18 protein-coding genes and 1 other annotated feature are annotated in these 12,451 nt (G+C 47.2%); all 18 genes read right to left on the reverse strand.

The window, feature by feature from the left end; genetic code table 11:
• Positions 1 to 29 precede the first annotated feature (29 nt).
• The 18 genes from BUA12_RS09795 to BUA12_RS09880 all read right to left on the reverse strand — a co-directional run bounded on the left by BUA12_RS09795 (position 30) and on the right by BUA12_RS09880 (position 12,447).
• Positions 30 to 620 carry a class I SAM-dependent methyltransferase gene (locus BUA12_RS09795; protein ID WP_072710429.1) on the reverse strand — a complete coding sequence of 197 codons (591 nt, stop codon included), beginning with the start codon at positions 618 to 620 and terminating at the stop codon, positions 30 to 32.
• A gap of 96 nt (positions 621 to 716) precedes the next feature.
• Positions 717 to 1,085 carry a 50S ribosomal protein L7/L12 gene (gene rplL, locus BUA12_RS09800; RefSeq protein ID WP_072710430.1) on the reverse strand — a complete coding sequence of 123 codons (369 nt, stop codon included), beginning with the start codon at positions 1,083 to 1,085 and terminating at the stop codon, positions 717 to 719.
• 38 nt (positions 1,086 to 1,123) lie between these two features.
• Positions 1,124 to 1,624: a 50S ribosomal protein L10 gene (rplJ, locus tag BUA12_RS09805; RefSeq protein ID WP_072710431.1), complete on the reverse strand. Its 501-nt coding sequence runs from the start codon at positions 1,622 to 1,624 to the stop codon at positions 1,124 to 1,126.
• A 34-nt stretch (positions 1,625 to 1,658) separates the two neighbouring features.
• Positions 1,659 to 1,811, reverse strand: a sequence feature (ribosomal protein L10 leader region).
• Positions 1,812 to 1,855: 44 nt separating this feature from the next.
• Positions 1,856 to 2,554 (reverse strand): 50S ribosomal protein L1, encoded by a 699-nt coding sequence (rplA, locus tag BUA12_RS09810; protein WP_072710432.1) that lies wholly within the window; start codon positions 2,552 to 2,554, stop codon positions 1,856 to 1,858.
• 79 nt (positions 2,555 to 2,633) lie between these two features.
• A complete protein-coding gene (gene rplK, locus BUA12_RS09815) occupies positions 2,634 to 3,059 on the reverse strand; it encodes a 50S ribosomal protein L11 (RefSeq protein ID WP_072710433.1) in 426 nt (141 codons plus the stop codon).
• Between the two features lie 146 nt (positions 3,060 to 3,205).
• Positions 3,206 to 3,745 (reverse strand): transcription termination/antitermination protein NusG, encoded by a 540-nt coding sequence (nusG, locus tag BUA12_RS09820; protein ID WP_072710434.1) that lies wholly within the window; start codon positions 3,743 to 3,745, stop codon positions 3,206 to 3,208.
• Between the two features lie 17 nt (positions 3,746 to 3,762).
• The gene (gene secE, locus BUA12_RS09825) at positions 3,763 to 3,939 is read right to left on the reverse strand and encodes a preprotein translocase subunit SecE (protein WP_072710435.1); all 177 of its coding nucleotides are present in this window, start codon (positions 3,937 to 3,939) and stop codon (positions 3,763 to 3,765) included.
• Between the two features lie 20 nt (positions 3,940 to 3,959).
• Positions 3,960 to 4,109: a 50S ribosomal protein L33 gene (gene rpmG / locus BUA12_RS09830; protein ID WP_072710436.1), complete on the reverse strand. Its 150-nt coding sequence runs from the start codon at positions 4,107 to 4,109 to the stop codon at positions 3,960 to 3,962.
• Positions 4,110 to 4,175: 66 nt separating this feature from the next.
• Positions 4,176 to 4,769 carry an RNA polymerase sigma factor gene (locus BUA12_RS09835; protein WP_072710437.1) on the reverse strand — a complete coding sequence of 198 codons (594 nt, stop codon included), beginning with the start codon at positions 4,767 to 4,769 and terminating at the stop codon, positions 4,176 to 4,178.
• A 59-nt stretch (positions 4,770 to 4,828) separates the two neighbouring features.
• Positions 4,829 to 5,353: an NYN domain-containing protein gene (locus BUA12_RS09840; protein WP_072710438.1), complete on the reverse strand. Its 525-nt coding sequence runs from the start codon at positions 5,351 to 5,353 to the stop codon at positions 4,829 to 4,831.
• Between the two features lie 4 nt (positions 5,354 to 5,357).
• On the reverse strand, positions 5,358 to 6,098 hold the full coding sequence (gene rlmB, locus BUA12_RS09845; protein WP_072710439.1) for a 23S rRNA (guanosine(2251)-2'-O)-methyltransferase RlmB: 741 nt from the start codon (positions 6,096 to 6,098) through the stop codon (positions 5,358 to 5,360).
• A complete protein-coding gene (locus tag BUA12_RS09850; RefSeq protein ID WP_084670124.1) occupies positions 6,091 to 6,495 on the reverse strand; it encodes a Mini-ribonuclease 3 in 405 nt (134 codons plus the stop codon). The genes rlmB and BUA12_RS09850 overlap by 8 nt, the downstream gene beginning before the upstream one ends.
• The gene (cysS, locus tag BUA12_RS09855; protein ID WP_072710440.1) at positions 6,488 to 7,882 is read right to left on the reverse strand and encodes a cysteine--tRNA ligase; all 1,395 of its coding nucleotides are present in this window, start codon (positions 7,880 to 7,882) and stop codon (positions 6,488 to 6,490) included. The genes BUA12_RS09850 and cysS overlap by 8 nt, the downstream gene beginning before the upstream one ends.
• Positions 7,866 to 8,522, reverse strand: coding sequence for a serine O-acetyltransferase (gene cysE / locus BUA12_RS09860; RefSeq protein ID WP_072710441.1), 657 nt, complete (start codon positions 8,520 to 8,522; stop codon positions 7,866 to 7,868). Before cysE ends, cysS begins: the two co-directional genes overlap by 17 nt.
• Positions 8,523 to 8,778: 256 nt before the next feature.
• Positions 8,779 to 10,230, reverse strand: a complete 1,452-nt coding sequence (gene gltX, locus BUA12_RS09865) for a glutamate--tRNA ligase (protein ID WP_072710442.1) — start codon at positions 10,228 to 10,230, stop codon at positions 8,779 to 8,781.
• Entirely contained in the window at positions 10,230 to 10,715 is a 486-nt protein-coding gene (gene ispF, locus BUA12_RS09870) for a 2-C-methyl-D-erythritol 2,4-cyclodiphosphate synthase (RefSeq protein WP_072710443.1), read from the reverse strand. The genes gltX and ispF overlap by 1 nt, the downstream gene beginning before the upstream one ends.
• Positions 10,712 to 11,395 (reverse strand): 2-C-methyl-D-erythritol 4-phosphate cytidylyltransferase, encoded by a 684-nt coding sequence (gene ispD, locus BUA12_RS09875; protein ID WP_072710469.1) that lies wholly within the window; start codon positions 11,393 to 11,395, stop codon positions 10,712 to 10,714. Before ispD ends, ispF begins: the two co-directional genes overlap by 4 nt.
• Positions 11,396 to 11,397: 2 nt before the next feature.
• A complete protein-coding gene (locus tag BUA12_RS09880) occupies positions 11,398 to 12,447 on the reverse strand; it encodes a PIN/TRAM domain-containing protein (RefSeq protein ID WP_072710444.1) in 1,050 nt (349 codons plus the stop codon).
• Positions 12,448 to 12,451 lie beyond the last annotated feature (4 nt).

Genomic DNA, 12,451 nt, shown 5'->3' on the forward strand with positions numbered 1-12,451 from the left:
ACTTTGTGGTTCCGGGTTGCCGGCACCGGTCATTTGACACCTTTCAGCACATGATAGCCCCTGTCCTTCATGACGACACTGGCGTTGCCGAAGGTGTTTTCGATGGCACCCTTATAGGATTTCATGCCCTGCTTCTTCTGGACGACCATGTAAAATGATCCACCTTCACGGAGCCGTTCGAAACCGTCAGCTATAATCCCCATCACCGTCTCCTTCCCCGCCCTGAACGGGGGGTTCGTGACATAGAGTTCCGCCGCGGCATCTGAACGGTCATACTCCTCCCGGTTGAAGATTTCTGCATTGACCCCATTCTTCCGGACATTCTCATGAAGCAGTCCTATGGCATCTTCATTGACTTCAACCATCACCGGGTCAATTTTCAAGACGCTGCCAAGGACGATCCCGAGCGGCCCATAACCGGCACCCATATCAATGAGGGTGGAATACTCCTTACCCGCATCCGAAACTACACCTTCAAGAAGCGTCCTCGTACCGTAATCCACCTGTCCTCTCGAAAATACGCCGCGGTCGGTTTTGAACTTGTATGTCTCACCGTGGAAGTCGAAAGAGATTTCACTGAAATCATGTTCACCCTCATCAGTTGTAAAATAATGTGACATGGCCTCACCCCGGTCAATTAATATGTAATAAAAACGAGACCCATCTAAACGTTATGTTTATCATGAGCCTCGTCCCAGATTCTCTATTCACAAATATTATTTGAGTTCTACGCCGGCACCGACTTCTTCGAGCTTTTCTTTAAGCTCATCAGCGTCTTCTTTTGAAAGTGCTTCTTTGACGACTTTTGGCGCACCGTCAACGAGTTCTTTAGCGTCTTTAAGACCCAGGCCAGTTGCTTCACGCACAACTTTGATGACTTTGATCTTGGATGAACCGGCATCTGTAAGTTCAACATCGAATTCAGTCTGCTCTTCTGCAGCTGCTTCTCCGCCGCCTGCGCCTGCTGCTGCTACTGGAGCTGCTGCAGTGACACCGAACTCTTCTTCAATTGCTTTTACCAGGTCGTTTAATTCTAATACTGACATTTCTTTAATTGACTCAATGATTTGTTCATGATTAGCCATTATAATTTCCTCCGATTTTTAAATTAATTTAATTGCAATTATGCTTCTTCATTTTCCTTTTCTTCACCGATCGCCTTAACTGCATAAGCGAAGTTGCGTACCGGAGCCTGAAGGACAGATAGCAGCATGGATACAAGACCGTCTTTTGAAGGAAGTGCTGCGATTGCATTCACATCTTCCGCCGGAGCGAAAGCACCTTCGATGACACCTGCTTTGATCTCAAGCGCTTCATGTTCCTTCGCAAAGTTATAAAGTACTTTGGCAGGAGCGATTACATCTTCATTTGAAAATGCTACAGCGTTGGGACCGGTCAGGAATTCATTCAGTTCTGTAAGTTCAGCTTTTTCAGCTGCACGGCGCGTCATGGTATTTTTGTATACCTTGAATTCCACACCTGCATCTCTGAGGTTCTTACGCAGTTCAGTCATTTCCGCAACTGTCAGTCCACGGTAGTCAACGACCACTGTAGAAACGGACTCTTTCAACTGAGTTGCGATTTCATCAACAAGATTCTGTTTCGATTCCATCACTTTTGACATTTTTACACCTCCATGATTTTTGTGTGTATAGGCTGGTGCAATAAAAAAAGCACCTTTTACCCACGGCAAAAAGTGCTTGAATATCTATTGGTCAATTCAAGTCATTTTCATTTGCCTCGGCAGGATATGGTTTTAAGCAGCGGCGGACCGCCACTCCTGCTGTCTTAGGTAATATTTTAATACAAGTGCAACTGTACAACATCAAGCTGCACTTGTCAATATTATTTTAAATCAGGCATTTCTGACTTCGTTGTTGTCCACTTTGATGCCAGGGCCCATCGTAGATGAGACGGCCACAGTTTTGAAGTACGTACCCTTGGAAGAAGCCGGTTTCGCTTTGACCAATGCATCATGCAGCGCCTTGAAGTTTTCAACCAGCTTCTCAGTATCGAAAGATGCCTTTCCGATTGCAGCATGTACAATGCCGGACTTTTCAGCGCGGTATTCTACTTTACCTGCCTTGATTTCCTCAACCGCTTTTTTGACATCCATCGTTACAGTGCCCGTTTTAGGGTTAGGCATCAAACCTTTTGGTCCGAGTACACGGCCCAATTTACCGACTTCACCCATCATGTCAGGTGTAGCGACAATTACATCAAAATCGAACCAGCCGCCGTTGATCTTTTCAACGAACTCCTGGTCTCCTGCGTAATCTGCGCCTGCTTCCTGAGCTTCTTTAAGCTTTTCACCTTTTGCGAATACCAATACACGCTGTGACTTCCCAGTACCGTGCGGCAATACGATTGCGCCACGGATTTGCTGGTCGTTTTTACGTGTATCAATACCCAGGCGGAAAGCGACTTCTACAGAAGCATCAAAATTTGCAGTACTTGTTTCCTGAGCCAGTTTGACTGCTTCTTCGATTGAGTATGAAGAATCGGCATCGAATTTTTCAAGTGCTGCCTGATACTTTTTACTTCTTTTAGCCATTTATAATTCCTCCTTGTGGTTTTAGCGGGTTATCCTCCCACGTTTGTATTAATACATTTCTATACAGTCATCGTTGATTTTACTTTTGAATTTCGAAGCCCATGCTTCTGGCTGTACCTTCGACCATACGCATTGCCGCGTCTACGTCAGCCGCATTAAGATCTTCCATTTTCGTTTCAGCAATTTCACGTACCTGCGCTTCTGATACTTGAGCCACTTTGTTCTTGTTCGGTTCACCAGAACCCTTGTCCACGCTGGCAGCTTGTTTGAGCAATACTGCAGCCGGCGGAGTTTTTGTGATGAATGTGAATGAACGGTCTTCAAATACAGAGATTTCAACTGGAATGATCAGACCAGCCTGCTCCTGTGTACGTGCATTGAATTCTTTACAGAATCCCATGATATTGATGCCTGCCTGACCCAGTGCCGGACCTACCGGTGGAGCCGGGTTCGCCTTACCTGCAGGAATCTGCAATTTCACAACGTTGATAACTTTTTTAGCCACGATGTGCACCTCCTCGTTTATCGTGATGTGGTCATAGGATATTATAAATTTTATCCTCCCACCCGCATCTTTAAAAATTAAAGATGGCCGGAAAATTCCGACCATGATATTTTACCATTATTCAGTTCATATTACAAGACGCCGCCTTATAATTTTTCAATCTGGTCGAACTCCACCTCGACCGGCGTCTCCCGGCCGAACATTTCCACAAGTACGGTCAGCTTGTAACGCTCCTCGTCGATGGATCTGATTTCACCCGACTGATTTTTGAACGGCCCGTCTATGATGTTGACGACCTCTCCGACTTCAACTTCGAAATCTATGGTTTTCTCGGCCATGCCCATGGATTTAAGAATGAACTTCACTTCCTCGGGCAATAATGGATTCGGCTTGCTCCCCGCACCTTGTGAACCTACGAAACCGGTCACCCCGGGTGTATTCCTCACAATATACCAGGACTCGTCTGTCATTATCAGTTCTACTAGTACATAGCCAGGAAACGTCTTTTTCATCGCAGTTTTACGCTTGCCATCTTTAACCGTCGTCTCTTCCTCTTCCGGAATCACCACACGGAAAATCTGATCCTGCATATTCATCGATTCAAGACGGGCGAGCAAGTTCGCCTTCACTTTGTTTTCATATCCTGAGTAAGTATGTACGGCATACCAATTTTTTTCCTCAGACATCCTATCGCTCCTTTAAATTACAAAAAATCTATCACTGCAGTGATACCTAAATCCAAAACATAGAAAAAAGCCAAGAAAAATATAACCGTTAATGTAACAATCATTGTAAATCTCGCAGTTTCCTGTCCTGTCGGCCAACTGACCTTCTTCATTTCGCTGACGACATTTTGAAAGAAATTCTTATTGTTTGACATTTTTAACATATCCTCCTACTTCAGATGGAACTTTTATGAGTCGTATGCCGATTACATTTTCTGCAAAACTTCTTTAATGTTAAACGTTCTTTATGTTCAGACACGATTTGATAATTCCTGGACCCACATTCATTGCACAACAATGCTATTTTCATAATGATACATCCCATTCCAATTCCTGTATACTATACCGATTTTAAAAAACAATGTCAAACGCTCCCGGATCCCGGCCGGGTTCACTTTCTGCATTTTCTTCTGACCCTGTGCAGGCCGTTCATTATCGCTTTTTCACTTACATGCAGTCTCTCACTGATTTCTTTGATGTGATAACCGTAATTGCAATAATGGACGATTTCCCTTTCCAGAGGGGAGCATATTTTACGGTTGTTCAAAATGTCCGCCCTGTTTTCTTCATCAATCAGGATGTCGAGGGGGTTGTCCCGGACTGTGTTCCGATGATCGCCTGCATCAAAGGTGATATCCTCGGCAGACCGCAGCATTTCAACCGTCTGGTGCTCTGTCCCCCTGTAAAAGAGCTTCCTCATTTCGTAAGTGATCACTTTTGATACATAATGCCGGTAGTTTCCCGCTTCCGGATTATATTTGTGGCACAGTCTCAAGGCAAGTTCCATCATTTCCTGCAACGCATCTTCGCGATCATGGAATGTAAAAGGATACTTCAATGTCTTTCTGAATACCGTCTTTCTGAGGTTGTCATCTATCCAGTCGAACGCGCAGACATCCCCCTTGCTGACCCTGTATGCACAGCGGTTCATTTCATCATCCAATGATTCTTTTATGCAGAAGCGGTATTGAGCGATCAGATACATCGTCCGTCCTCCATCGTTTACATACAAATATATGGGGTGTCGGAGGATTCATCAAGACGTTATTTCAGGCCCCTCCTCCATTTTTCGAGTTCTGAGAGGACATCCGGACTGATATCGAGTTTCTGCCTGGGCAGTTTTTCGTTTATTGCATCAATTTCCTTACTGATGTTTTTTTCCGAATCCTCAAGCAGCATCCACATTTCCCTTGAAGAGATCCTGTAGGCACCAAGCGCAAAAATCGCATTCTGTTCCGTCAGGTCACTTGTGACCACGCTGATTTCGCAGAGGAAGGGATGGTATGTGTCATGGACGAACCGTTCGATATATTCATCCGCCGTCTCTTTCTCCTTCGTAAACACCACGGTGACGCCATGCTTCTCGGTGATTGATTCCATACTTTTCACTTCATACGCATCAAACACTATGATGATTTCATATTTGGCCACCATCTGGAATTCGGCAAGGACTGTAATGACTTCTTCTCTGGCGAGTTCAAGCGACAATTTCGATTCTGCGTGCAGCTCTTTATTGGCACCGATGAGATTATAACCGTCGACAAGGAGGATTCTGCGTTTTTTCCTCATATCATCACGTCCCGGCAGGGTTTTGCTTCCTGTACACTTCATACATCAAAAGCGCAGCCGAAACCGAGGCGTTGAGGCTCGTGATTTCACCATTCATAGGAATTTTGACGATGAAGTCACATTTCTCAAGCGTTTTTTTGCTGATGCCCTGCCCTTCGCTGCCGATGACAAGTGCCGTGCTCATATCCATCGCAAGCTCTCGGTAGTCCGTCTCTCCGCTGCCGTCACTGCCGACGACCCAGAAGTTTCTCTCTTTCAGCCTGTCGATCGTCTGGTTGATATTGGTGACGCGCACGACCGGAATATATTCGATGGCCCCCGTCGATGTTCTGGCCACTGTTTCAGTGAGTTGGACGGAGCGTCTTTTTGGAATGATCACTCCGTCAAAACCCGCACCGTCACACGTCCTTAAAATCGATCCGAGGTTATGAGGGTCTTCGAGTCCATCAAGGATGATGACGTTTGCAGTCTCCTTCCCGGCGATGCTCTCCATGAATGTTTCAAGTTCCATGTATTCATGGGCACTGATCATGGCGATGATGCCCTGGTGTTTTTCATCCGTCATGCCGTCCATCTTGCTTTTCGGGACCTGCTGGACGATCACTTTAAGTTCCTTCGCCAGGTCCAGCAACTCTTTGACCTGATTTTTATTGATGGTGTCCTGAACGAATATTTTATTGATATCACTTTTTGAACGCAGCGCTTCCCTTACTGCATTCCTTCCTGCAACAACCGATTCAGCCATTGTGAACCCTCCCTTCCTTAATGATTTCACGCATCAGTGCTTCAACCCTTTCCTGATTTTCCGTCAGATCCAGGTAACCGATCAATGCTTCAATGCCGGAGGCATTCCTGTATTCCTGTATACTGGCATTTTTCGCCCGTGTCGCACTGGATTTATTGCGGGCACGCTTTGCAATTTCCCATTCCTCTTCAGTGAGGAGCGATCCTTTCCTCAAATGGAGCAAGGCACGGGACTGGGCCCGTGCACTCACCCACAGGTTCGCTTCCCTGTGCAGCTCCTCAGGCTTCAGGCGCGGCTTTTCCCTCAGAAGGTGAGTGCGTATATGAACCGCATAGATTGCATCTCCGAGAAAGGCGAGGGAGAGGCTCGGCACTTCCCCGACTTTGAAATCAGCCACGTCTGAACCGCACCCCTTCTTTTGTATCTTCGAGAACGATGCCCTCTGCCTTCAGTTCATCCCTGATTTCATCGGCACGTGCAAAGTCTTTGTTCTTTCTCGCCGCGTTGCGCTCCTCGATCAGTTTTTCGATTTCTTCATCCAGCAGGACCTCCTCTTTTTCCAGTACGACCCCGAGTACTTCACCATACTTTTCAAACGCCCCGATGAACGCATTCAACACTGCATGATTCGTCGTATTATAACGTAAATATTTATTGAGTTCGGTCGTCAGGTCATGCCATGTACTGATTGCATTCGCTGTATTGAAGTCATCATCCATATGCGCTTCGAACGTTTCAATATTCTTATGAATGATCTCCATCACTTTTCCATCCGCTTCTGTGCCGACAGCACTGCCCAGTCGCTCCTTAGCCTGTGCATAACTGCCCTGGATGCGTTCAAGTCCGGCCCTCGCCGCTTCGACCAGTTCACGGTTATAATTGATCGGGTTGCGGTAATGTACGCTGATCATGAAGAACCTCAGCACATTTGGGTTGATTTCCTTGATGATGTCGTGGACGAGTATGAAATTGCCGAGGGATTTCGACATCTTCGTGTTATCGATATTGATATAGCCATTATGCATCCAGTAGTTCGCAAATGTTGCATCCGTCATACATTCACTCTGTGCTATTTCATTTTCATGATGCGGGAAGGTGAGATCCTGGCCGCCTGCATGGATATCGATCGTGTCACCGAGGTGCTCCCTTGCCATGACGCTGCATTCGATATGCCAGCCCGGGCGTCCTTCGCCCCAGGGGGCTTCCCATTTGATTTCATTTGGTTTCGCCTGTTTCCACAGTGCGAAGTCCAGCGGGTCTTTTTTCTTCTCCCCCGCTTCAATGCGTGCACCGACCTTCAGGTCATTTATGGACTGGTGGCTCAGTTTGCCGTATTCATCAAAGGAGCGCGTTTTGAAATAAACATCTCCGCCAGATTCGTATGCATGCCCTTTGTCGATGAGTATACCTATGAATTTAATGATGTCATCCATATGATCCATCACTCTCGGATGTGCCGTTGCACGTTTTACGTTCAACGCACCCGTATCATGGAAGAAAGCCTCGATGAACCGTTCGGCGATTTCCGGCACACTCTCCCCGAGCTCCCGTGATGCTTTGATGAGCTTGTCGTCAACATCCGTGAAGTTTGAAACGTAATCAACTTCATACCCTTTGTACTCCAGGTATCTTCTGACAGTATCAAAAGCAATTGCCGGCCTTGCATTACCTATGTGGATGTAATTATACACCGTAGGGCCGCAGACGTACATCTTGACCTTTCCCTCTTCAAGCGGTTTGAACGTTTCTTTCTGTCTTGTCAATGTATTATATATGCGAACCATCTCGTACCTCATTCCTCACTTCTTTTCTGAAATCTCTTATCTCATCTTCAAGCCCCAGTATCATATCGAGGATCGGGTCCGGTAAATTCGTGACATTCATATCACGGGCATCTTTGACTTTTTCGCCGGCCTGTTTGACGATCCTGCCGGGGATGCCGACCACGGTCGAATCTTTCGGTGTATTGATCAGTACGACCGAATTGGCGCCGATTTTTGTGTTCTCCCCGATCCGTATGTTGCCGAGCACCTTCGCACCTGCTGCGACCAGCACATTATCATCGATGTCCGGATGCCTCTTCGTTTCCTCTTTCCCTGTGCCGCCGAGTGTGACACCCTGATAAATCGTCACATTATTGCCGATGCGGCATGTCTCGCCAATCACGACGCCCATGCCGTGGTCGATGAAGAGCCGCCTGCCGATCTGCGCCCCCGGGTGTATTTCTATGCCCGTTGCAAAACGGCTGAGCTGGGATAGGGCTCTCGATAATGTCGCAAACTTCTTTTTATATAATTTGTGGGCCAGCAGATGCATCCATACTGCATGAAGTCCCGAGTAAGTGAACGCCACTTCAAATTTGCTCTTGGCTGCGGGGTCCAGTTCAAGTACCATATTGATGTCTTCCTTCATTCGATTAATCATGGTGATCCTCCTCTCAATCATAAAAGCGCCGCTGCCCAAATAACTGGACAGAGGCGCTTCCGCACGGTTCCACTCTGTTTACAAAGCTCACTTTGCACTCTTGGTATTCAAATGTGGCGTGCGCATTTCTGAATGTAATGTGGTTGTCTTTCCAGCAGCCAGACAATCTCTGATTTCCACAATACACCATACTTCATTTCTCCGTTACAGATATATTAATCGATTATTTCCATGACTGCAATCAGTTCGTCCCGGTTCATTTCAATTCCGCCACTCTTTCGAGCACTTTCTCCCTGCCGATCAATGAGATGGCATCCGGCAGTTCCGGCCCTCTCGTCTGGCCTGTGACGGCCACACGTATCGGCATGAAGAGCTGTTTCCCTTTATAACCGGTCGCTTTCTGGACATTTTTGATGGACTTTTTGATCGTGGCGGGATCGAATGCCGTCAATCCTTCAAACTCATCATGCAATGCTTTCATCAATTCAGGGATATGTTCCTGGTTGATCACTTCCGTCGCTTCGGCATCGAATTCTATATCATCTTTGAAGAACTGCTCGGACAGCGTTGTGATCTCCCCGGCAAAGCTCATCTGAGGCTGGTAGAGCGCCACAAGCTTCCTTGCCCAGTCCAGCTCTTCCCCTTCAGGATTTTCGCTGATCAGACCTTCTTCGATCAGGAACGGCAGAGACATATTAAATACCGTTTCCGCATCTTTTTCTTTCATGTATTGGTTGTTGATCCATGTCAGTTTCTGCTTGTCAAAGAAAGCGGGGGCTTTTGAAAGCCGCTTCTCATCGAACAATTTGATGAATTCCTCTTTGGAGAATATCTCTTCTTCGCCTTCAGGCGTCCAGCCGAGCAGCGCGATGAAGTTGAACAATGCTTCCGGCAGGTAGCCGAGCGCTTTATACTGTTCGATGAATTGGATGATTGCACCGTCACGCTTGGAGAGCTTCTTTTTGCTCTCATTGACGATCAGCGTCATGTGGCCGAATTCAGGCGGCGCGAGGCCCAGTGCTTCATACACCATCAATTGCTTCGGCGTATTGGAGATATGGTCGTCACCGCGCAGCACATGCGAGATTTCCATTTCATGGTCGTCGATGGCAACCGCAAAATTATACGTCGGGACCCCATCTTTTTTAACGATGATCCAGTCCCCGAAACCGTTCGATTCAAATGACACTTCTCCTTTTACGATATCATTGAATTTGTAGACTTTATCCTTCGGCACACGGATGCGGATGGCAGGCTCCCTGCCTTCGGCTATCAGCGCCTCTTCCTCTTCTTTCGTCAGGTTGGCATGGTGGCCGCCGTATCTCGGCATCTCTCCGCGCTCAATCTGTTCCTCGCGTTCCTGCTGGAGTTCCTCACTCGTCATGTAGCACCGGTATGCAAGGTTTTCGTCCAGCAATTTCTGAATATAAGGCTCATATATATGACCGCGTTCCGACTGGCGGTATGGACCATAGCCGCCATCTTTATCAATACTTTCATCCCAGTCCATTCCAAGCCACTTCAAATTGTCGAGCTGGGATTCTTCGCCGGTCTCGATATGGCGTGACTGGTCCGTATCCTCGATGCGGATGATGAAATCCCCGCCGTAATGACGTGCAAACAAATAGTTGAACAACGCTGAACGCGCGTTTCCTATATGCAGAAATCCGGTCGGACTCGGCGCATATCTGACTCTTACTTTATCCATTAATATTCCTCCATTTTTGTGAGCAGAACCACCGCTTCTGAAGTGATGCCTTCAGCCCTGCCGACAAATCCTAGTTTTTCTGTCGTCGTCGCTTTAATATTAACATTTGATACTTGCGTCTTCAAAATTGATGCGACACTTTCCCGCATTGCGTCGATATGCGGTCTGAACTTCGGTGCCTCTGCCATGATGACGGCATCAACATTACCGATTTCATATCGTTCCTCATTCATCTTACGTACCACTTCACCGAGCAGGACTTTGGAATCCATGTCTTTGAATGCATCGTCCGTGTCGGGGAAAAATTTACCGATGTCCCCCAGCGCAAGCGCACCCAGGATGGCATCTGCGATTGTATGGAGCAGGACATCCGCATCCGAATGGCCTGCAAGGCCTTTTTCATGAGGGATTGTGAGGCCGCCTATAATCAACGGTCTGCCCTCGGTGAATGCATGGACATCAAAACCATGACCGATCCTTATCATTTCCTCTCACCTCTCCCGGCTATGATCGACTCTGCGATGATCAAATCTTCGCGGGTCGTGATCTTAATATTATTGTAATCCGATTCCACAATATGTACTGCTTCACCCAGAGCTTCGACCATGCTTGAATCATCCGTCACGGCAAGATTGTTCCGCCGGGCATTCTCATGCGCTGCTTTGATCAATTCATAGTCGAATGCCTGGGGAGTATGTGTAATCAGCAGTTCCTCCCGGTCCAGTGTCGCCATCACTTTGGAGCCGTCTGTCCTTTTAATCGTATCCTTGACTTTCACGCCGCATATCACAGCTTTATGCCTGGTGACCGCTTCGTAAACCCTCTCCAAAAGATCAATGCCTGCAAACGGCCGTGCGCCGTCATGTATGAAGACATAGTCACTTTCGGGGATCTTCTTCAGGACATTGTAGATGCTGTCCTGCCTCTCCCGGCCACCCGTGAAAATGCCTTTGACTTTTGGATGGGCCGAGAGTTCCTTTTTGACCATCTCCACTTCATCTTCCCTTGTTGCCAGGTAAATCCCGTTGCAATTCACATCTGACTGAAACAGCCCGACCGTCCGTTCGATGACAGATCTGCCGTTCAATTCGATGAATACTTTGTTTTTATTGTAACCCATCCGGCTGCCGAGGCCGGCTGCAGGTATAATTGCGATATAAGCCATCATTAACTCTCTCTCTTTGTAAAGATAATGCGTCCTGAATTGGTTTGCAGAACACTTGTCACTTCAACACTGACCGTCTTGTTGATCAGATTTTTACCTTCTTCTATGACCACCATTGTACCATCTTCCAGATAACCGACACCCTGCCCTTCTTCCTTACCATGCTTTGTCACCATGATATCCAGAGTGTCACCCTGCTTGATGACCAGCTTGATCGCGTCAGATAGTTCATTGACGTTCAGTACTTTGATGTGGTGCACCTGACAGACCCGGTTGAGGTTATAGTCCGTGGTGATCAGGGCCGCATCCTCTTCTTTGGCCAGCTGTATCAGCTGCTGGTCCACATCCAGCTTTTCATAGGCGACGGGCTGGACGGTCACATCCAATCCGCTGTCCTGAAGCGTCTTCAGCATCTCAAGACCCCTCTGCCCGCGGTCACGCTTCATTGAATCCGCCGAATCTGCAATAAGCTGGAGTTCATCGAGAACAAACTGGGGCACGACGAGTTCGCCTTCTATGAAACCTGTTTTGACCACATCTATGATCCGGCCGTCGATGATGGCACTGGTGTCCACCAGTTTCTTCTGCCCCTGCACCCTCTCTCCGGATTGCTTCACATTCTGTTTCGGTAAGATTTCAAGCACTTCCGTGTGTTTTTTCAAGCCGATCTGAAAGCCCAGATAACCGAGGATGACGGCAAGCGCAAACGAGACGACTTCACTGATGATGGGAATGTTCAATGTATTGAGTAATAATGATATTAAGACGGCAACTACAAGCCCAATGACCATGCCCAGTGTTGCAAAGATGATTTCCGGCAGGTTGCGGTTCATGATCATCCCTTCGCCTTTGCTGATCAAAGACTCGACCTTGGGCACAGTCCAGAAAAACAGCAGTAAAAAGAGGATGCCCCCAATCAGGGCGTGAACCAACACGTTATCCAGAAACACCGGAAAATCAACAGGCAGTATGGAAAACAGATCGGGCAGAAGCCATACTCCGAGAGACACACCGATTAAAAAATATAATATATATATCAGGTATTTCAGCAAATCA

This window comes from Lacicoccus alkaliphilus DSM 16010 (assembly GCF_900142805.1).
Taxonomy (GTDB): domain Bacteria; phylum Bacillota; class Bacilli; order Staphylococcales; family Salinicoccaceae; genus Lacicoccus; species Lacicoccus alkaliphilus.

What these genes read in the sequence shown, in the direction of transcription:
- BUA12_RS09795 (WP_072710429.1), bottom strand. Translation starts at nt 620, where the DNA reads ATGTCACATTATTTTACAACTGATGAGGGTGAACATGATTTCAGTGAA.
- rplL (WP_072710430.1), bottom strand. Translation starts at nt 1,085, where the DNA reads ATGGCTAATCATGAACAAATCATTGAGTCAATTAAAGAAATGTCAGTA.
- rplJ (WP_072710431.1), bottom strand. Translation starts at nt 1,624, where the DNA reads ATGTCAAAAGTGATGGAATCGAAACAGAATCTTGTTGATGAAATCGCA.
- rplA (WP_072710432.1), bottom strand. Translation starts at nt 2,554, where the DNA reads ATGGCTAAAAGAAGTAAAAAGTATCAGGCAGCACTTGAAAAATTCGAT.
- nusG (WP_072710434.1), bottom strand. Translation starts at nt 3,745, where the DNA reads ATGTCTGAGGAAAAAAATTGGTATGCCGTACATACTTACTCAGGATAT.
- secE (WP_072710435.1), bottom strand. Translation starts at nt 3,939, where the DNA reads ATGTCAAACAATAAGAATTTCTTTCAAAATGTCGTCAGCGAAATGAAG.
- rpmG (WP_072710436.1), bottom strand. Translation starts at nt 4,109, where the DNA reads ATGGGATGTATCATTATGAAAATAGCATTGTTGTGCAATGAATGTGGG.
- BUA12_RS09835 (WP_072710437.1), bottom strand. Translation starts at nt 4,769, where the DNA reads ATGTATCTGATCGCTCAATACCGCTTCTGCATAAAAGAATCATTGGAT.
- BUA12_RS09840 (WP_072710438.1), bottom strand. Translation starts at nt 5,353, where the DNA reads ATGAGGAAAAAACGCAGAATCCTCCTTGTCGACGGTTATAATCTCATC.
- rlmB (WP_072710439.1), bottom strand. Translation starts at nt 6,098, where the DNA reads ATGGCTGAATCGGTTGTTGCAGGAAGGAATGCAGTAAGGGAAGCGCTG.
- cysS (WP_072710440.1), bottom strand. Translation starts at nt 7,882, where the DNA reads ATGGTTCGCATATATAATACATTGACAAGACAGAAAGAAACGTTCAAA.
- cysE (WP_072710441.1), bottom strand. Translation starts at nt 8,522, where the DNA reads ATGATTAATCGAATGAAGGAAGACATCAATATGGTACTTGAACTGGAC.
- gltX (WP_072710442.1), bottom strand. Translation starts at nt 10,230, where the DNA reads ATGGATAAAGTAAGAGTCAGATATGCGCCGAGTCCGACCGGATTTCTG.
- ispF (WP_072710443.1), bottom strand. Translation starts at nt 10,715, where the DNA reads ATGATAAGGATCGGTCATGGTTTTGATGTCCATGCATTCACCGAGGGC.
- ispD (WP_072710469.1), bottom strand. Translation starts at nt 11,395, where the DNA reads ATGGCTTATATCGCAATTATACCTGCAGCCGGCCTCGGCAGCCGGATG.